Source organism: Acidimicrobiia bacterium, from assembly GCA_036271555.1.
Taxonomy (GTDB): Bacteria; Actinomycetota; Acidimicrobiia; order IMCC26256; family PALSA-610; genus DATBAK01.
On the sequence record DATBAK010000004.1, the window covers coordinates 46,665 to 67,601 of the forward strand.

The window sequence follows — 20,937 nt, forward strand, 5'->3', positions numbered from 1 at the left end:
AACCCCTTTCAGGGTTATAGATCCGGGCGGGACCCGCGGTCAAGGGGCAGAATGGGCGCCGTGGCCCGACCGAGCGACGTCCGGCGCATCGCACGCTCGCTGCCCGAGACGGTCGAGGGCGAGGATGGGTTCGGCTTCTCCGTCCGCACCGGCACCAAGGACAAAGGCTTCGCGTGGGTGTGGCGCGAGCGCGTCGACCCCGGGCGGGCCCGGGTCCCGCAGCCGAAGGTGCTCGTCGTGCGGGTCGCCAACGGCGCCGAGAAGGAGGCGCTCATCGCCTCCGATCCCGAGAAGTTCTTCACCGAACCGCACTACAACGGCTATCCCGCGGTGCTCGTCCGCCTCGCCGCGATCGGGGTGAAGGAGCTGCGCGAGCTGCTCACCGACGCCTGGCGCACGCAGGCGCCGAAGGCACTCGTGAAGGACTTCGACGCCGGTCGTCGATAACCAAAGGAACCTTTGCAAAGGGTTGCTTGCACCCGTAGCCTGCCGGCGTGCCGCGGGACGCCAACGACGACCGGATCCGCAAGGTCGAGATCGACGCGCGGAACCTCCGCGGCATCGCTCATCCGGTGCGCGTCCGGCTGCTCGCGTTGCTGCGCTCCGAGGGACCGTCGACGGCGACCCGGCTCGCCGCGCGCCTCGGCCTGAACTCGGGCGCGACGAGCTACCACCTCCGTCAGCTCGAGACCTACGGATTCGTCGCCGAGGACGCGGCGCGCGGCACCGCGCGCGAGCGCTGGTGGCGGCCGTTGCACGATTCGACGCTGGCCGCGCCGGCCGACCTGCTGCAGGGCGAGACGTCCGAGCTGGGCGAGGAGTACCTGCGCGCGCTCGCCATGTTCGCCGCCGACGCGACGCTGCGCGCGGTCGACGAGTGGGGCCGCCGGCCCGAGACCTGGCGCGACGTCGGCACGTTGAGCGACTACGCGCTGCGCCTCACCCCCGCCGAGCTCGACGCATTGCTCCAAGACCTCTTCGCGGTCCTCGACCGCGCGCGCTGGCACGACGCCGACGACGCGCCCGCCGACAGCCGACCGGTCACCGTGCAGCTGCAGGCGTTCCCGACCCCCGGCACGATCGACGATGACGCCGTCGACGGATGAGCCGCGCCGCACCCGCGCGCCGCTGACCCGTTACCTCGGCGCGCTCGCGATCTCACTCGCGGGTACCGAGCTCTCGCTGCTCGCGCTGCCGTGGTTCGTGCTCGTCACGACCGGCAGCGCAGCCCGCACGGGCGTGATCGCGGCGTGCGAGATGGCGCCGTACGTCGCGGTGCAGGTGCTCGGAGGTCCGCTGATCGACCGGATCGGTGCGCGCCGGGTCAGCGTCACCTCCGACCTCGCGAGCGCACTGGTCGTCGGCGCGATCCCCGCGCTGCACGCGATCGGCGCGCTGCACTTCGACGTGCTCGCGGGCCTCGTCGCACTCGCGGGTGCAACGCGCGGGCCGGGCGACTCGGCGAAGTCGACGCTCGTGCCGGACGTCGTCGCGCGCGCCGGCGTGCGCACGGAACGCGTCACCGGGCTCGTCGGCGCGGCCGAACGCATGGCCGGAACGGTCGGCCCCGCGTTCGCGGGAGTGCTCATCGCCTGGCGCGGGCCGCTCGCGGCGATGACCGTCGACGCGGTGACGTTCGCGGTGTGTGCAGTGCTCATCGCGACGCTGCACCTCTCGCGCGTCGCGACGCCGAGCGAGACGGACCACGGCTACACGCGCGCGCTGCGCGCCGGTTTCACGTTCCTTCGCAGCGACCCGCTCCTGCGCGCGATCGTCGCCGTCATCGCGACGACGAACCTCCTCGACGCGGCGATGTTCTCGGTTCTGCTGCCGGTGTGGACACGCGATCACGGCCATGGGCCCGCCGCGATCGGCCTGATCGCGAGCGCGTTCGGCGCGACGGCCCTCGCGGGCAGCGTCGTCGCCGCCGTCGCCGGCCATCGACTCCCGCGCCGCGTCATCTTCGTCGTCGGCTACCTCGTCGTCGGCATCCCCCGCTTCGCAGTCCTCGCGCTCGGCGCGCCGTTGAGCGTCGTCGTCGCCGTGCACGTGCTGGCCGGATTCGGCGCGGGGTTCCTCAACCCGATCACCCACGCGATCACGCTCGAACGGATCCCCGCCGAGGCGCTCGGGCGCGTCACGAGCCTCATCGAGGCACTGACGTGGTCGGGCATCCCGCTCGGCGGTCTCGTCGGCGGCGCTTTGATCGCGGCGGCCGGCCTCGCGTCCGCACTGTGGGTCTGCGGTGCCGTCTACCTCGCCGCGACGATCGCGCCCGCGTTGCGGCCCGCGTTCCGCGAGATGGATCAGCCCGTCTCGGGTTCGAGGCTCGCGGCCTGCAACACGGCGACGAGCAACACCGCGATCGCGCTCCCGAAGACCGCGCCACCCATGCCGTAGACGCGGTAGCCGATCACGATCGTGAACACGAGGACGAGCGGTCCGACGTAGAGGCTGTGGTTCACGATCTCGGGCTGCGTGATCCAGATGTGCACGAGCTGCAACCCGACGAAGATCGCGAGCAGCACGCCCGCGCGTCCGAAGGACTGCAAGCCCGCGGTGATGAGCAGCGCGGGCACCGACCCGAGGATCACTCCCATATAGGGCACGATCGAGATGAAGGCGACGACCAGCGCGAGTGGAGTCGGCGCGGGGACGGACAGCAGGCGCAGCACGATCCAGGTGACGACGCCGTACGCCAGTCCTTGCAGGACACTGCCGACGATGTAGTGCTGCCACCGGCCGAACGCGTCTGCCGCGATGTGCTCGACGCGCGTGCGTCGGACGGGATCTCGTATCTGTTCGCCGGCCGCCGTCGCCATGCGCGGCCCCCACGACAGCACGAAGATCGTGAGGATCGCGCACACGAAGTACGTGCCCGCGCGACTCGCGGCCTTGCCCGCGAGCTTCGTCGAGCGCTTGCGCAACGTCTTCACCGCGTCGGTGACGCGCTGCTCGAGGTCGAAGTCGCGCGCGGCCCGACCGAAGCGCTTCGACTGCTCGATGTTGTGCGCGGCCTTGGGCGCGGCGTCGTAGAGCCGCTTCGACTGCACGTCGAGGTCGTGCAGCACACCCCAGAACACGAACCCGACGGTCGCCGCCGTCACCAACAGCACGAGGAGCAGGGCGAAGATCCGGCGCATGTGCTGTGCGGCGCGTTCGACGAGCGGCGCGAGGAAGCTCGCCGCGATCACCGAGGCCACGGCCCATCCAAGGGGGCGGCGCGCCGCCACGATCACGCCGCGCATCAGCACGACCAGCACGATCAGCCCGAACGCGAGGGCCACCGTCCGCCCGCTGATCTCGACGTCGGTCGCGAGGGACCGCGTCTCGCGTGCCATTGATCCGTACAGTAACGACGTGGCCGCTGGCGACCGTGGCAATCCGCCGACCACCGAGACCGCGGCGCCCGCGGGTGCCCGAGCGCCGCGGCGCTTCGTCGTCACGATCGCGCCGACATCGGTGCTCGCCCTCGTGATCGCCGCGGTCGCGGCGCTCTTCGTCTTCCCGATCGTGCGGCCCGCGGCGACGGGCCTGACGCACATCGCGATCGGCATTCTGCTCGGTCTCGCGCTGTTCCCGATCGTCGTCTCGGTGCGCGAACGCCTGCACTGCCGGCACACGTTCGCGGTGCTGCTGGTCGGCAGCGCGGTGCTGCTGTTCGCGGTGCTCGTCGGCATCGTGATGGGCCCGCCCGCGGTGACGCAGGCGGAGAAGTTCGGCCGTCAGCTTCCCGAGACGATGCGCGGGCTGTATCACCTGCCGGTCGTCGGAGGGCGGCTGAAGAAGGCCGACGCCGCGGGCACCGTGCAGCAATGGGTGAAGGACCTGCCCGCACGGGTGAACTCGCAGACGGTCTCCGACGTCACGCGCTCGCTGCTCGGCGGCGCGGTTGCGCTCGTCACCGTGGTGATCATCGCGCTCGCGGTCCTGCTCGACGGCGAGATCTTCGTCCGCCGCGTGCGCGGACTCATCCCCGAAGCGAATCGCGAGCGCGCCGACGAGATCGCGGGCATCTTCTACCGCGTGATCGGCAAGTACTTCGCCGGCTCGCTCGTCGTCGCGGTGCTCGCGGGCATCTACATCCTCGCCGTCGGTCTGGCGTTCGGTGTGCCGCTCGCGCCGATCGCCGCGCTCTGGATGGTGATCACCGATCTCATCCCGCAGGTCGGCGGCTTCCTCGGTGGCGCGTTCTTCACGCTGCTCGCGGTGAGCCAGAGCGTGACGATCGGCCTCGTCTGCCTCGTTCTCTACCTGCTCTACATGAACCTCGAAAACCACGTGATCCAGCCCGCGATCGTCGGCGAGGCCGTCGACCTGTCACCGCCGACGACGATGCTCGCCGCGCTCGTCGGCGGCGCCGCGGGCGGCATCCCGGGCGCGCTCTTCGCGACTCCGCTCGCGGGCGCAGTGAAGCAGCTCTATCTCGAGTTCCGATTCGGGCACACGACACTCGACGAGCGATCGCGCCGTCAACGAATTCAGCAGATGCTCGAGAAGCGGCGCCGCAAGTCCGCGCCGTCGAGCTGAGCGCGAGCGGAGAGTGTTGAGCACGCGGCCCGACGATCTCCCGTCCCGCGTCATGCAGGGCGGGCGCGCGAGCCCGACCGATCAGAAGCGCGGCGCGCGTTTCTCGCGGTGCGCAGCGAGTCCCTCGCGCGCGTCGGGGCCGCCGAACCCGTAGAACTCGAGCGCGAGCGACGCGTCGAACACTGGCTCCATCATTCGGTACCAGTGGTTGAGCGTGTGCTTCGTGAAGTGCAGCGCGTCCTGCGCGCCCGCCACCATCGACGTCGCGATGGCGAGCGCGCGCGCCTGCACGTCCTCGTCGTCGGGGATGCAGAGCGAGACGAGCCCGATGCGCTCGGCTTCCTCGCCCGTGAGCGGTTCGCACGTGAGCAGGTGGTACTTCGCCTTCGCCATCCCGCAGAGCAGCGGCCAGCAGATCGCGGCGTGATCACCGGCCGCGACACCGAGTCGCGTGTGACCGTCGATGATGCGCGCCGAGCGCGTCGTCACGGAGATGTCGGCGAGGAGCGCGGCGACGAGTCCCGCACCGACCGCCGGGCCGTGGATCGCCGACACGATCGGCTTCGAGCAGTCGATGATGTTCACGACGAGGTCGCGCGCCTCGCGCAGCACGCGCGTGCGCGCCGAGTAATCGGTGACGATCTCGTCGATGAGGTCGAAGCTCCCGCCCGCCGAGAACGCCTTGCCCGCGCCGGTGATGATCGCGACGCGCGTGTCGGGATCCCGGTCGACCGCACGCCAGACCTCGGCGAGCTCGCGGTGCATCTCGGTGCCGACCGCGTTGAGGCCGGGCCCGTCGAGCACGATCCGCAGCACCGAGTCGGCCGGGCGCTCGAAGCGCAGGCTCCGGAAGTCGGCGTACGGATCGGCGGTGGTCATACGGCCCTCCCAGAGCTGACGTCGAAGTCACGCAGCGACTCGACGACGCGCGCCTCGTCGGGCCACGTGCAGAAGCGCGTCACCGCGCACGGCACGACGACGACGGACATGCCGGCGACCATCGCGGCTTCGTAGCCCGGCAACGAATCCTCGAACACGATGCAATCCGACGGTGCGCGATCGAGACGACGCGCGGTCTCGAGGTAGATGTCGGGCGCGGGCTTGCCGTGCGCGACCTCGGCGGCGGTGACGATCTCGGCGAACCGGTCGAGGATGCCCGCGTGACCGAGATGACGATCGAGCTTGACGCGTGGACTGCCGGTCGCGATCGCGATCGGCCAGCCCGCCGCGTCGGCGGCGTCGAGGAGCTCGACGACTCCGTCGCACAGCGGCACCTCGTGCCGGCGGGCTTCGATGATCTCCCACGCGACGACGTCGAGCTCGTCGGAATCGGTGTCGGGCCCGACGTGCGTGTGCACCCACTCGGCCCACAACGCATCGTTCACGGGACCGGTCGACCCCATGAAGGTCGCCATGCTCTCGATCGTGACCGCGACGCCGCGCGCCTTGAGCACCTCGATGAGGACCTCGGCGACGAGCGCCTCGGTGTCGGCGAGCAACCCGTCGTAGTCGAAGATCAGCGCCGGCACGGTGGGCACTGTATTTCCCGGTCGCACTCGCTCCGCTCGCCGCTCCTGACGCCTCAGCCGCAGCCTCGGGCGGCCCGCGAAACGACCCGCCCGTCCCCGCGAGAACGCTGGGCCTAGCGGTCGCACTCGCTCCGCTCGCCGCTCCTGACGCCTCAGCCGCCGCGCCTTACGGGTGTAGCGCCCCGCGCTCGACAACGGTGTGTACGAGCGGGACGCCGGGCCGGTACACGAGGTGGGTGTACGACGGCGCGTCGAGCACGACGAGGTCGGCCCGCGCGCCGGGGGCGATCCGGCCGAGCTCGGGCCGCTGGAGTGCGGTCGCGCCACCGAGGGTCGCCGCCGCGAGCGCTTCCTCTGCGGTCATGTGCATCTCGCGCACGGCGAGCGCGAGGCAGAACGCCATCGACGTCGTGTAACTCGAGCCGGGGTTGCAGTTCGTCGCGATCGCGACCGTCGCGCCCGCGGCGAGCAGTCGGCGCGCGTCGGGATAGGGCTGGCGGGTCGAGAAATCCGTCGCGGGAAGCAGCGTCGCGACCGTCGCACTGCTCGCGAGCGCGTCGACGTCGGCGGCGCCGAGGTGAGTGCAGTGGTCGGCGGACGCGGCGCCCATCTCGACCGCGAGCTGCACGCCCGGACCCTCACCGAGCTGGTTCGCGTGCACGCGCAGCCCGAGGCCCGCGTCGCGACCGGCGGCGAGCACCGCGCGCGACTGGTCGCGGTCGAAGGCGCCGACCTCGCAGAACACATCGACCCAGCGGCACTCGGGCGCGCAGGCCGCGAGCATCTCGCCGCAGACGAGCGCCACGTAGTCGTCGGCGCGGCCATCGAACTCCGCGGGGACGACGTGCGCGCCGAGGAACGTCACGTCGTCGGTGACCGCGCGCGCGATCTCGCAGGAGCGCCGTTCGCCTTCGACGTTCAGCGCGTAACCCGACTTCACCTCGACGTGCGTGATGCCGGCGCGGCGTGCTTCGGCTCGGCGCGCCGCGGTGAGCGCGGTCAACTCGTCGGTGCTCGCAGCGCGGGTTGCATCGGTGGTGACGCGGATCCCGCCGGCCTCGTAGTCGTGGCCGGCCATGCGTTGCGCGAACTCGTCGGCGCGGTCGCCGGCGAACACGAGGTGCGTGTGACTGTCGACGAAGCCGGGGATCACGCAGCGACCGTCGGCGTCGACGCGCTCGTCGGCTGAGAGCGTGCCGGCCGCGCCGACGGCGACGACGTGTTCGCCTGCGACCGCGACCGCGGCATTCCGAACGATTCCGAGCGGACCGGCGCCGAGCGCGGGGTCGTTCGTGACGAGGAGCCCGATGTGGTCGACCACGAGCGAGCTCATGCGCGGACCGCGGCGATCGCGGTCGCCAGCTCGCGTTCGACATCGAGCTTCACGTGCTGTCCGTCGCGGACGACGACGCCGCCGGCGACGACCACGTGCTGCACGTCGGCCGCGGTCGCAGCGAACACGACCGCGTCGAGCAGCCGGCCAGGGTGCGAGCCGGCGAGGCGGACGCTGTCGAGCGCGACGGTCGTGAAGTCGGCCGGCGCACCCGCGGCCAGGCATCCGCCGTCCGCCCAGCCGAGGCTCTCGTAGCCCGCAGCGGTCGCCGCGGCGAGCAACGCGGCTGCGTCGTGCGTGCCGCGCGTGCCCGACACCAACCGCTCGTCGATCTCGACGGCGCGCGCCTCCTCGAACGGGTCGATGACCGCCTGCGAGTCGGTGCCGATCGCCAACGACGCGCCCGCCGCGCGGAGCCGGCTCGCAGGACCGACACCGTCGGCGAGGTCGCGTTCGGTTGTCGGACAGAAGCAGCACGTCGCGCGCGCGGCACCCAGCCCCGCGATGTCGTCGTCCGTGAGGTGCGTCGCGTGCACGGCGGTGAACCGCGCGTCGAGCGCGCCGGCGTCGGCCAGCACGGCCGTCGGTGTGCGCCCGTAGGCAGCCCGACACGCCGTGTTCTCGGCCGGCTGCTCGGACACGTGCGCGTGAAGCGGCGCGCCGTGTGCGGTCGCCCATGCGACCACGCGCTCCTGCGCGACCGGATCGACGGCACGCACGCTGTGAATCGCGGCACCGATGGCGACTCGAGGACCCGCGAGCGAGCGCAACGCGTCGACTCGCGCCGCCCACCCGTCGGCGTCTTCGTCGGCGAACCGCCGCTGCACGCCGGCGAGCTCGACGACGCGCCCTCCCGCGATCCCGCCCTGCAGGTAGCACGTGTCGAGCAGCGTGATCCGGATGCCGGCATCGGCCGCGGCCGCGACGAGCGCGGCGCCCATCGCGTTGGGATCCGTATAGCGCACGCCGTCACGGTCGTGGTGGAGATAGTGGAACTCGCCGACAACCGTGATGCCCGCACGCGCCATCTCGGCGAAGGTCGCGCGCGCGAGCGCGCGGTACGAGTCGGGATCAAGGCGCTCCGCGAGCGCGTACATCTCGTCGCGCCAGCTCCAAAAGGTGCCGCGGCGGCTCGTTTGCGCGACGCCGCGCAGCGCGCGATGGAATGCGTGCGAGTGCGCGTTCGCGAAGCCCGGGAGCGTGACGCCGCGCAGGATCGTCGCGTCGGCAAACGCCCGCTCCATCGTCACGTTCGTGATCAGGTCGCCGTCGACCTCGATGAGGACCCCCGCGTCGACCGAGTCGCCGCCCAGCCACGCGTACTCGCACCAGTACGTCGTCACGACCCGACGCGTGCCACGAACTCGGTGATACGGGCGACGAACGCGTCGCGGTGGAAACGCTCGAACTGCTCCCACGTCGTGAGCGTGCGGGGGTCGCGCACGCGGTCGACGAAGAGCACACCGTCGAGATGGTCGAGCTCGTGCTGGAACGTGCCCGCGGTGAGCCCGCGCTTGATCTCGTCGTGCGGGTTGCCATCGCGGTCGAGATAGCGCACGCGGATGTTCACCCTGCGCTCCACGGTGCCGCGCAGGTCGGGCACCGACAGGCAACCCTCGTTGATCTCGACCGTCTCGTCGTCGAGCGCCTCGATCACCGGGTTGACGACGACGGTCAGCGGGATCCGCGGCTTGTACGGATAGCGGGGGTTGTGCTCGACCTCGATCACCGCGACGCGCACCGTCTCGTGCACCTGGTTCGCGGCGATGCCGGCACCGCCCGCGGCACGCATCGTGTCGATCAGGTCGTCGACGAGTCGCTGCATCTCCGGGGCGCGCAGCTCCTCGACCGTGATCTCGCGCGCGCGTTCGCGCAACACCGGATGGCCGATCGTCGCGATCGGTCGCGCGGTCACGAGCCGTCGCCTTCCGTCATCGGGATGCGCACGCCGCGCTCGGCCGCGACCTCGGACGCGCGCTCGTAGCCCGCGTCGGCGTGACGGATGACGCCGGTGCCGGGGTCGGCCGTGAGCACGCGCTCGAGCTTCTCCCCCGCGAGGTCGGTGCCGTCGGCGACGCACACCATGCCCGCGTGGATCGAGCGGCCGATGCCGACGCCGCCACCGTGATGGATGCTCACCCATGTCGCGCCGGACGCGGTGTTCACGAGCGCGTTCAGCAAGGGCCAGTCGGCGATGGCGTCGGAACCGTCGGCCATCGCCTCCGTCTCGCGGTACGGAGACGCGACCGAGCCCGAGTCGAGATGGTCACGTCCGATCACGATCGGCGCCTGCACGGCGCCCCGCCGCACCAGGGCGTTGAAGCGCGCGCCGAGTCGCGCCCGCTCGCCGTAGCCGAGCCAGCAGATACGCGCCGGCAGGCCTTGAAACGCGACGCGCTCGCGAGCGAGCGCGATCCAGCGCGCGAGACCGTCGTCGTCGGGGAACTCTTCGAGCACCGCGGCGTCGGTCGCGGCGATGTCGGCGGGATCGCCCGACAGCGCGACCCACCGGAACGGGCCCTTGCCCTCGCAGAACAGCGGGCGGATGTACGCGGGCAGGAAGCCGGGGTACGCGAACGCACGCTCGAAGCCGCCGGCGCGCGCCTCGGTGCGCAGGTTGTTGCCGTAGTCGAACACCTCGGCGCCGGCGTCGAGGAAGCCGACCATCGCCGCGCAGTGCACGGCCATCGCGTCCCGAGCGCGGCGCGTGTACTCGGAGGGATCGTCGTCACGGAGGCGCGCGATCGCTTCGTCGCTCAAGTCGTTGGGCACGTAGCTGAGCGGGTCGTGCGCGCTGGTCTGGTCGGTCACGATGTCGGCGCCGAAACCCTGTTCGAGCAGCCGCGGCAGTGCGTCGGCCGCGTTCGCGCGCACGCCGACGCTCAACGCCCGCCGCTCTGATCGCGCGCGTTCACAGCGCGCGACCGCATCGTCGAGATCCGACGCCTCTTCGTCGAGGTAGCGCGTCGCGATGCGGCGCGCGATGCGGTCGCCGTCGACGTCGATGCACAGCGCGACCCCGCCGTTCATCGTCACTGCGAGCGGCTGCGCGCCACCCATGCCACCGAGCCCCGAGGTGAGCGTGATCGTGCCCGCGAGCGTGCCGCCGAAGCGGCGGCGCGCGATCTCCGCGAAGCACTCGTACGTGCCCTGGAGGATGCCCTGCGTCCCGATGTAGATCCACGAGCCCGCGGTCATCTGGCCGTACATCGTGAGGCCGAGGTGCTCGAGCCGGCGGAACTCGTCCCAGGTCGCCCAGTCGGGCACGAGGTTCGAGTTCGCGATCAGCACGCGCGGAGCCCACTCGTGCGTGCGGAACACGCCGACCGGCTTGCCCGACTGCACGAGCAGCGTCTCGTCGCCCTCGAGCGTTCGGAGCGTCCGCACGATCGCGTCGAAGGCCTCCCAAGAACGCGCCGCGCGTCCCGTGCCGCCGTACACGACGAGGTCCTCGGGCCGCTCCGCGACCTCAGGATCGAGGTTGTTGTGGAGCATCCGCAGCGCGGCTTCCTGCGGCCACCCCTTGCACGAGATCTCGCCGCCGCGCGGCGCTCGAATCGTCCTCATGACAGCGTCCCTACCACGCCCTCGACGGCGCGCAGCACGGTGCCGTCGACGACCATCGCCTCGACCGCCGCAAGCTCGGGCGCAAGCCGGCGGTCGGAGCCGGGTCCGTCGACGCGTGCCCGCAGAGCCGCGAGCGCGGCCCCCGTGCCCGCCGCGGGTGCGAGTGGCGCGCGCAGGTCCAACCCGCGCGCCGCGCACGTGAGCTCGACGGCGAGGATGCGCGCGACGTTCGCGAGGACGCGTCGCAGCTTGCGTGCCGCGCCCCACGCCATCGAGACGTGGTCTTCCTGCATCGCGCTCGTCGGCAGCGAGTCGACGCTCGCGGGCGCCGCGAGCCGCCGGTTCTCGGCGACCATCGCCGCCATCGTGTACTGGCCGATCATCATCCCGGAGTTCACGCCCGCGTCGGGCGCGAGGAACGGTGGGAGCCCCTGCGAGCGCGTCGCGTCGAGGAGCCGGTCGACCCGGCGTTCCGCGATCGCGCCGACCTCGGCCGCCGCGATCGCGAGGAAGTCGCATGCGAACCCGAGCGGCGCGCCGTGGAAGTTGCCACACGACTCGATGCGACCGTCGGGCAGCACCATCGGGTTGTCGATCGCCGAGACGAGCTCCGCGCCGGCGACGCGCCGAGCGTGGTCGACGGTGTCGCGCGCCGCGCCGTGCACCTGCGGCGCGCACCGCAACGAGTACGCGTCCTGCACCCGCAGGTCGCCGACGCGGTGACTCATGACGATCGCGGACCCGCCGAGCAGCGCGCGCAGGTTGGCCGCGCTCGCGCGCTGACCCGGCTGCGGCCGCAGCTGCTGGAGATCATCGGCGAACGCGCGATCGGTGCCGAGCAGCGCCTCGACCGTCATCGCGCACGCGATGTCGGCGACGCGCAACAGGTCGTCGAGATCGTGCAGCGCGAGCAGGAGCATGCCGAGGATGCCGTCGGTGCCGTTGACGAGCGCGAGCCCTTCCTTGGCGAGCAACGTCACCGGTTCGAACCCCGCGCGCGCGGCCTCGACGATGTGGCCGTCGCGGTCGACGACCTCGCCCTCCCCGATGAGCACGAGCGCGACGTGCGCGAGCGGCGCGAGGTCGCCGCTGGCGCCGAGCGATCCGTGCTCGGGCACGATCGGCGTGAGCCCGCGGTTCAACAGTTCCAGCAGTGTGTCGACGAGCAGCGGACGGGCGCCGGAGTACGCCATCGCGAGCGTGCGCGCGCGCAGCAGCATCATCGCCCGCACCACTTCGCGTTCGACCGGCGGTCCCATCCCGGCCGCGTGCGAGCGGATGAGCGCGCGCTGGAGCTCCTCGCGCCGCTCGGGCGGGATCACCGTGTTCGCGAGCGAGCCGAAGCCGGTCGACACGCCGTACACGGGCTCGTCGGAACGCGCGTGCGCGTCGACGAGGGCCGCGCTCGTCTCCATCTCGCCGCGCGCCGACGACGCGAGCCGCACCGGTTCGTCGTGCCGCGCGACCGCGACGACGGCGTCCGCCGTGAGCCCGGTGCCGGTGAGGTCGATCACGACTGGCCGAGCACCTTCGCGTGCACGGCCTTCGTCAGCTCGTGGATCTCGCGGGTGAGGTCGGTGTTCGTCTTGAGCTCCTGCTCCTGCTCGGTGAAGTCACGGTCGGCCTTCGCCTGCTGGAACTCCGCAGCACGGTTCTGCCCGATCATGACGAAGGTCGAGAGGAAGATCGCCTCGAGCGAGACGACGAGGGTGAGCTTCGGCCACGGGTTCTTCTCGACGAAGATCATCCAGACCGCGAACACGATCGCGTGGATGTAGACGAAGTTCATCGATCCCGCGAAGGAAGTGATCGCGTCGGCGACGCGCAGCTGGATGTTGGCGTAACGCCGTTCCCTGTGCTCGACGATCACCGGGTTGTGCGTGACGTTCGGGTCGAGCTTGATGGCCACGAATCTTCCTCTCGTCGTCCACCGCGGGACCAGTGAACCCCAGCGCCGGGCGCGAACGGCGGCAATCGGGCGGGCCCGAAGGCGGCCCGGGCAGACTGTTCCCGTGCGGACCGTCCGAGTACCCGACGCGAGCGCGATCACACGCGCGCTCGAGGTGGTGCGCCAGCACCTGGCGGTCACTCCCGTGGTTCCCGCGCCGGCGCTCGGCGCCGACGTGTGGCTCAAGCTCGAGACGCTCCAGCCGACCGGCTCGTTCAAGGTGCGCGGCGCGCTCGTGGCCGTCGGTGCCGCGGTCGAGCGGGAGCCCGACCGACCGATCGTCACCGCGTCGGCCGGCAACCACGGGCTCGGTGTCGCGTTCGCGGCCTCACGGCTCGGCGCGCAGGCGACGATCGTCGTGCCCGAGAAGGCCTCGCCCGCCAAGCTCGCGGCGCTCGAACGCTTCCCGATCACCCTCGTGCGGCACGGCGACTCCTACGACGACGCGGAACGCCACGCGCTCGCGCTCGCCGACGCGGGTGCGTTGTTCGTGTCGCCCTACAACGATCCCGATGTGATCGCGGGTCAGGGCACGATCGCGCTCGAGCTGCGTGCGCAGATCCCCGCGCTCGCGACGATCGTGACGCCGATCGGTGGCGGCGGGCTCGCGTCGGGGCTCGGTCTCGCGACGCACGGCACGTCGACGCGTGTGATCGCGGCCGAGGCGTCGCAGTCGCCCGCGTTCCGCAGCGCGCTCGACGCGGGGCACCCGGTGACGGTTGCCGTCGGCGCGACGCTCGCCGATGGACTCGCCGGCAACCTCGAACCGGGCTCGGTCACGTTCGACCTCGTGCGCCGCGACATCACCGACGTCGTGACCGTGTCGGAAGACGAGATCGCCGACGCGATGCGGTTGCTCGTGCGCGAGCACGGCGTCGTCGTCGAAGGGTCGGCCGCGGTCGCCGCCGCTGCGGTGGCGACGGGCCGTGTCCCCCTTGCCGACGGACCGGTCGCGATCGTGCTGACCGGTCGCAACGTCGCGACCGCGACGCTCGCGCGCGTGCTGGGCTGATGGTCGCGCTCGCTGCTCCTGACACCTCAGCCCTCGACTCGGGCCCGAATCCGGCGGCGTCGCGAAGCGACCCACCCGTCCCGGCGAGAAGCTCGCCCGGCGTCAGCCGATGCTCGTCCTGACCCGCGCCGACGTCGAGTCGGTCCTCGATCTCGACGCGCTGCGCGACGCGGTGGCGGCGGCGTTGCGGGAGCTCAGCGTCGGCTCGCCGTCGATGCCGCCGAGGATCGCGGCCGAGACCCCGTCCGGCGGGCTGCTGGCGGCGATGCCGGGTTCGTTCCCCGAGCTGGGCGCACTCGGCGCCAAGCTCGTGGCGGTCTTCCCGGAGAACGTCGATGCGCCGACACATCAAGCCGTCGTCGTGCTCTGCGACCCGCGCACCGGCACACCGATCGCGCTGGTCGACGGCACCGCGATCACCGCGGCGCGCACCGCCGCCGCTTCGGCCGTGGCCGCGCAGCACCTCGCGCGTGCCGACGCGACCGTCCTGACGATCCTCGGGACCGGAGTGCAGGCGCGCGCCCACGCCGATGCGATCCCGCGCGTCTGCCCGAACCTGCGCGAGCTGCGAATCGCCGGCCGCTCCGCACCCCGTGCGACCGCGCTCGCGCGTGAGCTCGACCGGCTCGACCGGCTCGACGGGCTCGATCTCGCGATCACCACGACCACTGATCTCGCGACGGCGATCACGGGCGCCGACATCGTGTGCGCGACCACGCACTCGCCCGACCCCGTCGTGCGGCGCGAATGGTTGCGTCCCGGCGTGCACGTGAGCTCGGTCGGCTTCAACACCGCGGGACGCGAGGTCGACGCCGACACCGTGCGCCACGCGATCGTCGTCGTCGAATCACGCGCGGCCGTGCTCGCGCCGGTGCCCGCGGGCGCGAACGAGCTGCTCTGGGCGATCCGCGACGGTGTGATCACCGCCGATCACATCCACGCCGAGGTCGGTGAGCTCGTCGCGGGCACGCGTCCCGGCCGCACGAGCGCCGACCAGATCACGCTGTACAAGTCCGTCGGAGTCGCGGCGGAGGACCTCGCCGCCGCGCAGCTCGTCGTAGATGCCGCGCGAGCGGGCGGCATCGGATCGGAGATCGCGTTCTGATGCCGAAGGTCGAGCTTCCCGACGTCACGATCGACTACGAGATCGAAGGCGACGGTGATCCGATCGTGCTCGTGTGCGGCTGCACGCAGCCCGCGCTCGCGTTCCGCATCGGTATCGGTCCCGCGCTCGTCGCCGCCGGCTACCGCGTCATCACGTACGACAACCGCGGTGTGCCGCCGTCGTCGGCACCGCCGGCGCCGTATTCGGTCGGGCAGATGGTCGACGACCTCGTCGGGCTCCTCGATCACCTGGAGCTCGAGCGCGTGCGCGTCGCCGGACATTCGATGGGTGGCTGGATCGCGGAGACGCTCGCCGCCCGTCATCCCGAGCGGGTCCGCGCCGCCGCGCTCATGGGCAGCTGCAATGTCGCGACCGAGTGGGAGAAGGCGATCACGACCGTCGAGCGCGATCTTGCGCGCCTCGACGTCGAGCTGCCGCGCCTCTTCTTCGCGTGCGAGACGCTGCGCTACCTGCCGAACTTCGACCTCCAGGACGACGCGATCGTCGGCGCGTGGCTGTCGATGATCGGTGATCAGCCGCCGCTCGCGAACCCCGGCCGGCTCGGTCACTACGAGGCGTGCCTCGCGTGGTCACTCGACCTCGAGCGCACGCGCGTCTGGCCCGACATCAGCGTGCCCTGCCTTGTGCTCGCGTTCGAGCACGACGTCGACTCACCGCCCGCGCACGCGCGCGCCGCCACCGCGCAGATCCCCGGCGCGCGCTACGCGGAGATCCCGAGCTCGAGCCACCTCGGCATCTTCACGCATGTCGACGCGGTCGCGAGCGAGCTCGTCGCCTTCTTCGCTCGCGTCTGAGCGCGACAGACAGCGCTCAGCGATCCGACGCCGAACGGTCGCACGCACGCGACCCTTCGGCAACGAGTCGGGTGCACGATGACCTCACGAAAACGAAAGGGAGGTCGCTGATGTCCCGATCCGCACTTCACTCCACCGAGCGAGACGCCGGAGCCGCCACCGGCGGAGCTCGTCCCCCGCCTCGCCCCGCGTGACACTCCGCCAGGGACGGCGAAGCTGCGGGCACAACGGCGTGCCCCACGCTTCCTTCCCCTCGCTACTCGGGCGGCCGCAGAGCGATCCGCCCGTTCCTGCGACACCTACTTCGCGGTGCGATCCAGCAGCCGGCGGGCGGCACCTCCGAGGAAGAGCGCCAACGCCTCCTCGTCGAGCGGCAGCTCCCGCGCCTCCGCGAGGGAGCGCCGCATGGGGAACCACGGCTCGTCGCTCCCCCAGATCATCCGGCCGCGGAACGCCTTGGTGCTCATGAACTTCACGAGGCCGGGGTCGAAGTACTTCGGCGCGTACGCGGTGCACGAGAGGTACAGGTTCGGCCACTTGCGCATGTAGTTCATGAGCAGCTCTTCGTAGGGGTGGCCCATGTGCGCGCCGATGACGACGAGATCCGGAAAGTCGATCAGCACGTCTTCGAGCAGCTGCGGGTGCTGCACGCTCGAACGCACCCGCGGTCCGGGCACGCCGACGTTGATGCCGACCGGGATCCCGAGCTCCTCGCACACCTGGTAGATCGGGTAGTGGCGCGCGTCGTTGATCGGCACCTGCGTCGCGAGCGGTGTGACGCGCACCATCGCGAAACGCGGGTGCTCGGCGAGCCCGCGAATGCGCTTCACGTCGCGCGTCGGACGCAGGCGGTCGCTCACCACCGCGCACACGAGGAAGCGGCCGGGGTGCGCGTCGGCGACCTCGAACATCGCCTCCGGCCCGCCCTTGACGAGGCCGGTCGTGAGCACGCCGGTGGCCACGCCCTGCTCGTCCATCACCCGGAGCAACGCCTCGACGCCGACCCCCTCGCTGCCGTCGCCGCCGAGGTAGCCGGGGATGTGCGCGTTCTCCTCTTGCCCGAGGAACTGCGCCGCCGACTTCGGCGTCACGAGGTTGACCCAGATGTCCAGAACGTCGGCGCTCATTCGCTCGCTCCTCGGCGTCCGCCGCTTTCGCCCGTCATGAGTTGCTGACGCTAGCGTCAGGTTTGTGAGCGCAGCAACGAAGACAACGAGCACGCAGGACCGCGACGCGACCGGCGGTCCACTGCCCGACCGCTACGTCGTCGTCTCCGCCGACTGCCACGCCGGCGGCTCGATGGACCAGTACCGCGAGTACCTCGACGCGAAGTACACCGAGTCGTACGACGCGTGGCGCGGGAAGTACTCGAACCCGTTCCGCGACCTGCAGGGCAGCAGCCGCAGTCGCAACTGGGACACCGATCGCAGAAACCGCGATCTCGAAGCCGACGGCACGGTCGCCGAGATCATCTTCCCGAACACGGTGCCGCCGTTCTTCCCCACCGGTGCGCTCGTCGCCCGCCCGCCGACGAAGGACGACCTCGAGCTGCGCTGGGCCGGTCTGCGGTCACACAACCGCTGGCTCGCCGACTGGTGCTCGCAGCAGCCGCAGCGCCGCGCCGGCATCGCGCAGGTCTTCGTGAACGACATCGACGCCGCGATCGCGGAGGTGCGCTGGGCCCACGAGCACGGGCTGCGCGGCGGGGTGCTGATCCCCGGCGTTCCCGACGACACCGAGCTGCTCCCCTACTTCCGGCCCGAGTACGACCCGTTCTGGCGGGTCTGCGAGGAGCTCGGGATGCCCGTGAACTACCACTCGGGCAGCGGTCACCCCGACTACGGCGACGCGCCCGCGTCGGGTGCGATGTGGCTCATCGAGACCGGCTGGTTCGCGCACCGCGCGTTCTGGCAGGTGATGATGGCCGGCGTCTTCGAGCGCTTCCCGAACCTCACGTTCGTGATGACCGAGTCGGGCTGCTCGTGGCTGGTCGAGATGCTGCGCATGCTCGACGGATTCCACGCGCAGATGGCGTTCGGCCGCATCGGCGAGCTGAAGTTCGACAAGGACAACCGGCTGCCGCGCCCGCCGAGCGAGTACTTCAAGCAGAACTGCTACGTCGGCGTGAGCTTCCCCGGAGCCATCGAGGCGAAGGGCATGAGGAAGCTCGGCATCGACAACATGATGTGGGGCAGCGACTACCCGCACCACGAAGGCTCGACGCCGTTCTCGCGCGAGCTGCTGCGGCTCGGCTTCCACGACTGGTCGGCCGACGACTTGCAGACGGTGCTCGGGCGCAACGCGGCGAAGGTCTACGGCTTCGACCTCGACGTCCTCGCACCGATCGCGAAGAACGTCGGACCGACGGTCGAGGAGCTGCGGGTCCCGCTCGACGGCACGCCCGACGGCGCGACCAGCCCCGGCTTCTACCGGTAGCGGTCGGAGTGCGACGAGAAAGAACCGACCGGTAGCGTCGCGCGGGCGCGCGGTCGAGAGGAGCAGGTCGAGAGGAGCAGTTCGTGGCGGACAGAGATGCCGACGTGGTCGTCGTCGGCGCCGGCTACGCCGGGCTGACCGCGGCGCGCGACCTGATCGCCGAAGGCGCGAGCGTCGTCGTGATGGAGGCGCGCGACCGGGTCGGCGGTCGGGTGTGGACCCGCGCGACGGAGGACGGCACACCGATCGACGTCGGCGGCGCGTGGATCGGACCCGGCCAGGACGCGGTGTACGCGCTCGCGAAGGAGGTCGGCGTCGGCACGTATCCGACGTGGTCGAAGGGCGAGACGGTGCTCGTCTCGCCGGGCGGCACGAAGCGCTACAGCGGCAACTACCCGAACATCAACCCGATCGCGCTCGCGAGCCTCGGCCTCGCGATCTCGCGACTCGACAAGATGGCCAAGCAGGTGCCGCTCGAGGACCCGTGGAACGCGCCGAACGCCGCACTGTGGGACGGTCAGAGCGCGGGCACGTGGATCGACTCGAAGGTCAACATCGCGAGCAAGGACGCGCGCGACCTCGTCGCGTCGGTACTGCGAGGACTCTGGACGTCGGAGCCGTCCGAGGTCTCGCTGCTGCACACGCTGTACCTCATCCGCTCCGCGGGCGGACTCAACAAGCTCGTCGGCGTCGAAGGCGGCTACCAGCAGGACCGCATCAGCGGCGGCGCGCAGCTCATCGCGGAGCGTCTCGCCGACGCGCTCGGTGACGCGCTGCTGCTCGAGACGCCGGCGCGCGAGATCGAGCAGGACCAGCACGGCGTCACGGTCTGGGGCGACGGCCTCGAGATCCGCGCCGAACGCGTCGTGGTCGCGATTCCGCCCGCGCTCGCGGGACGCATCCACTACGAGCCGATGCTGCCGAACGCGCGCACACTGCTCACGCAGCGCACGCCCGCAGGATCGATCATCAAGATCGCGGCCGTGTACGACGAGCCGTTCTGGCGTGCCGACGGCCTGTCCGGGCAGACCGTCGCGCCGGATTCATTGGTGGAGCTCACGCTCGACGCGTCGCCCGAGACCGGCGCGCCCGGTGTCATCGCCGCGTTCGCGTTCGGTCCGCGCGCGAACACGCTGTCGACCTACGTCGACGCGCAGCGCCGGCAGTTCGTGCTCGCCGCACTGGTCGAGCGTTTCGGTCGCAAGGCGTCGGCGCCGCGTTACTACGAGGAGCACGACTGGTCGCGTGAGCGCTGGACCGAGGGTTGCTATCTCGCGCACCTTCCGCCCGGCGTGATGACGCAGTTCGGCGCGGCGCTGCGCGCGCCCGTCGGACGCGTGCACTGGGCGGGCACCGAGACCGCGACCACGTCGCACGGCACGATCGACGGCGCGATCCGCTCGGGCAAGCGCGTCGCGGCCGAAATCGTCGCAGCCGAGTAGTCGACCGCGGGCCTGACTCGCGGGCACACTGCACGGGGCAGCGGGCGAGAGGAGACATGGGTGGGCGGCCACGAGCACGACGACACGCGCGACGACGAAGACGCGCGCGACACAAAGGGTGGGTTCACCCGCCGGCGGCTGCTGCTCGGCCTCGCGGCCGGCGGCGCGGCGGGCACGCTGCTCGGCAGCGGCGTCACCCAGCTCGCGGCGGCCGGCGGCAAGCCGTCGGGCGCCGCCGCGCAGTTCATGGGCCCACCGCCGGCGCTCTCGAACACGCCGCAACTGCGTGAGTACTGGCTGCAGGCCGAGTCGTTCCTGCACGACCTCGCACCGAGCGGTCGGAACGACATGATGGGCACGCACGTGCTCGGCAGCCAGTTCTGGGCGCTCGGGTACCGCGCCTACACACCCGGATGGGGCAAGGTGCTGCCGGGCAACGACGACATCGGCGCGAACGACGGCATCCCCGGCCCGACCCTGCGCGCCGCGGTGGGCGACAAGGTGCGCGTGCACCTGCGCAACGCCGACACGCATTACGGCTGGCCGCACTCGCTGCACTCCCACGGGTGGATGTACACGCCCGCGAGTGACGGCGCATGGACCTATGTGCATCTCGACGCGCCCGGCGTCGCGATCGCGCCGGGCCATCACTACACCTACGAGTACACGGTTCCGCCCGACTCGGTGGGCACGTGGCCGTACCACGACCACTCGACGCCGCGCATGATCATGCCCAACGGCACGACGATGGACGACGACGGCGGCATGGGCACGATGGAGCTCGGCGCCCAGCTCGGCCTCATCGGCACGATCGTGATCACCGACCGGCACACCAAGCCCGTCGACCGCGAGATCGTGCTCTTCATGCACGACATGTACCAATCCGACGTGCCCGCGCTCTCGCAGGACTTCGACTGCTTCAACGGTCGCGCGTTCATCCCGAACACGCCGGAGATCCACGTGAAGGTCGGCGACCGCGTGCGCTGGCGCATCGCCGCGCTCGGCGCCGAGTTCCACGCGTTCCATCTTCACGGGCACCGATGGAACAACGGCATCCGCAACGTCGACAGCGAGATCCTCGGCCCGTCGACAACGCTCGACATCGAGTACACGGAGAACAACCCGGGCGAGTGGCTCTACCACTGCCACGTGGTCGACCACTTCGCGGGCGGCATGGTCGGCTGGTACGTCGTCGACAAGTAGACGCGAAAACGGCCCCG

Annotated in this window: 20 protein-coding genes; 10 read left to right on the plus strand and 10 right to left on the minus strand. The window is 71.2% G+C overall.

The window, feature by feature from the left end:
- The first annotated feature begins 60 nt into the window (after positions 1-60).
- Genes VH914_02015 through VH914_02025 form a run of 3 tightly spaced genes read left to right on the plus strand, consistent with a single transcriptional unit; the run spans position 61 to position 2,400 of the window.
- Positions 61-447, plus strand: coding sequence for an MmcQ/YjbR family DNA-binding protein (locus VH914_02015; GenBank protein ID HEX4489956.1), 387 nt, complete (start codon positions 61-63; stop codon positions 445-447).
- 47 nt (positions 448-494) lie between these two features.
- Positions 495-1,106: a winged helix-turn-helix domain-containing protein gene (locus tag VH914_02020; GenBank protein ID HEX4489957.1), complete on the plus strand. Its 612-nt coding sequence runs from the start codon at positions 495-497 to the stop codon at positions 1,104-1,106.
- On the plus strand, positions 1,087-2,400 hold the full coding sequence (locus tag VH914_02025; GenBank protein HEX4489958.1) for an MFS transporter: 1,314 nt from the start codon (positions 1,087-1,089) through the stop codon (positions 2,398-2,400). The genes VH914_02020 and VH914_02025 overlap by 20 nt, the downstream gene beginning before the upstream one ends.
- Here VH914_02025 and VH914_02030 read toward each other — a convergent pair.
- Positions 2,307-3,341: an AI-2E family transporter gene (locus VH914_02030; protein HEX4489959.1), complete on the minus strand. Its 1,035-nt coding sequence runs from the start codon at positions 3,339-3,341 to the stop codon at positions 2,307-2,309. The genes VH914_02025 and VH914_02030 overlap by 94 nt on opposite strands.
- A gap of 19 nt (positions 3,342-3,360) precedes the next feature.
- On the opposite strand from VH914_02030, the gene VH914_02035 reads away from it, so the two are divergent.
- Positions 3,361-4,530 (plus strand): AI-2E family transporter, encoded by a 1,170-nt coding sequence (locus tag VH914_02035; protein ID HEX4489960.1) that lies wholly within the window; start codon positions 3,361-3,363, stop codon positions 4,528-4,530.
- Between the two features lie 81 nt (positions 4,531-4,611).
- On the opposite strand, the gene VH914_02040 is transcribed toward VH914_02035, so the two are convergent.
- From VH914_02040 to VH914_02075, 8 genes are all read right to left on the minus strand, one after another.
- Complete coding sequence (locus VH914_02040) at positions 4,612-5,409, minus strand: enoyl-CoA hydratase/isomerase family protein (GenBank protein ID HEX4489961.1); 798 nt, start codon at positions 5,407-5,409, stop codon at positions 4,612-4,614.
- Positions 5,406-6,059 (minus strand): HAD family phosphatase, encoded by a 654-nt coding sequence (locus tag VH914_02045; GenBank protein HEX4489962.1) that lies wholly within the window; start codon positions 6,057-6,059, stop codon positions 5,406-5,408. Before VH914_02045 ends, VH914_02040 begins: the two co-directional genes overlap by 4 nt.
- Before the next feature lie 166 nt (positions 6,060-6,225).
- Positions 6,226-7,392: an imidazolonepropionase gene (gene hutI, locus VH914_02050; GenBank protein ID HEX4489963.1), complete on the minus strand. Its 1,167-nt coding sequence runs from the start codon at positions 7,390-7,392 to the stop codon at positions 6,226-6,228.
- Complete coding sequence (locus VH914_02055) at positions 7,389-8,735, minus strand: formimidoylglutamate deiminase (protein ID HEX4489964.1); 1,347 nt, start codon at positions 8,733-8,735, stop codon at positions 7,389-7,391. Before VH914_02055 ends, hutI begins: the two co-directional genes overlap by 4 nt.
- The gene (def, locus tag VH914_02060; GenBank protein ID HEX4489965.1) at positions 8,732-9,307 is read right to left on the minus strand and encodes a peptide deformylase; all 576 of its coding nucleotides are present in this window, start codon (positions 9,305-9,307) and stop codon (positions 8,732-8,734) included. Before def ends, VH914_02055 begins: the two co-directional genes overlap by 4 nt.
- Complete coding sequence (hutU, locus tag VH914_02065; protein HEX4489966.1) at positions 9,304-10,959, minus strand: urocanate hydratase; 1,656 nt, start codon at positions 10,957-10,959, stop codon at positions 9,304-9,306. Before hutU ends, def begins: the two co-directional genes overlap by 4 nt.
- A complete protein-coding gene (hutH, locus tag VH914_02070; protein ID HEX4489967.1) occupies positions 10,956-12,473 on the minus strand; it encodes a histidine ammonia-lyase in 1,518 nt (505 codons plus the stop codon). The genes hutU and hutH overlap by 4 nt, the downstream gene beginning before the upstream one ends.
- On the minus strand, positions 12,470-12,868 hold the full coding sequence (locus tag VH914_02075; GenBank protein HEX4489968.1) for a DUF1003 domain-containing protein: 399 nt from the start codon (positions 12,866-12,868) through the stop codon (positions 12,470-12,472). Before VH914_02075 ends, hutH begins: the two co-directional genes overlap by 4 nt.
- Positions 12,869-12,971: 103 nt before the next feature.
- On the opposite strand from VH914_02075, the gene VH914_02080 reads away from it, so the two are divergent.
- From VH914_02080 to VH914_02090, 3 genes are all read left to right on the plus strand, one after another.
- Complete coding sequence (locus VH914_02080) at positions 12,972-13,919, plus strand: pyridoxal-phosphate dependent enzyme (GenBank protein ID HEX4489969.1); 948 nt, start codon at positions 12,972-12,974, stop codon at positions 13,917-13,919.
- Between the two features lie 109 nt (positions 13,920-14,028).
- Positions 14,029-15,024 carry an ornithine cyclodeaminase family protein gene (locus VH914_02085; GenBank protein HEX4489970.1) on the plus strand — a complete coding sequence of 332 codons (996 nt, stop codon included), beginning with the start codon at positions 14,029-14,031 and terminating at the stop codon, positions 15,022-15,024.
- Positions 15,024-15,839 (plus strand): alpha/beta fold hydrolase, encoded by an 816-nt coding sequence (locus tag VH914_02090; GenBank protein ID HEX4489971.1) that lies wholly within the window; start codon positions 15,024-15,026, stop codon positions 15,837-15,839. The genes VH914_02085 and VH914_02090 overlap by 1 nt, the downstream gene beginning before the upstream one ends.
- Before the next feature lie 299 nt (positions 15,840-16,138).
- On the opposite strand, the gene VH914_02095 is transcribed toward VH914_02090, so the two are convergent.
- Positions 16,139-16,966 carry an amidohydrolase family protein gene (locus tag VH914_02095; GenBank protein ID HEX4489972.1) on the minus strand — a complete coding sequence of 276 codons (828 nt, stop codon included), beginning with the start codon at positions 16,964-16,966 and terminating at the stop codon, positions 16,139-16,141.
- 64 nt (positions 16,967-17,030) lie between these two features.
- Between VH914_02095 and VH914_02100 the strand changes: the two genes are divergently transcribed.
- The 3 genes from VH914_02100 to VH914_02110 all read left to right on the plus strand — a co-directional run bounded on the left by VH914_02100 (position 17,031) and on the right by VH914_02110 (position 20,920).
- Positions 17,031-18,275 (plus strand): amidohydrolase family protein, encoded by a 1,245-nt coding sequence (locus VH914_02100; protein HEX4489973.1) that lies wholly within the window; start codon positions 17,031-17,033, stop codon positions 18,273-18,275.
- A gap of 83 nt (positions 18,276-18,358) precedes the next feature.
- Positions 18,359-19,717, plus strand: coding sequence for a flavin monoamine oxidase family protein (locus tag VH914_02105; GenBank protein ID HEX4489974.1), 1,359 nt, complete (start codon positions 18,359-18,361; stop codon positions 19,715-19,717).
- Between the two features lie 60 nt (positions 19,718-19,777).
- On the plus strand, positions 19,778-20,920 hold the full coding sequence (locus VH914_02110) for a multicopper oxidase domain-containing protein (GenBank protein ID HEX4489975.1): 1,143 nt from the start codon (positions 19,778-19,780) through the stop codon (positions 20,918-20,920).
- Positions 20,921-20,937 lie beyond the last annotated feature (17 nt).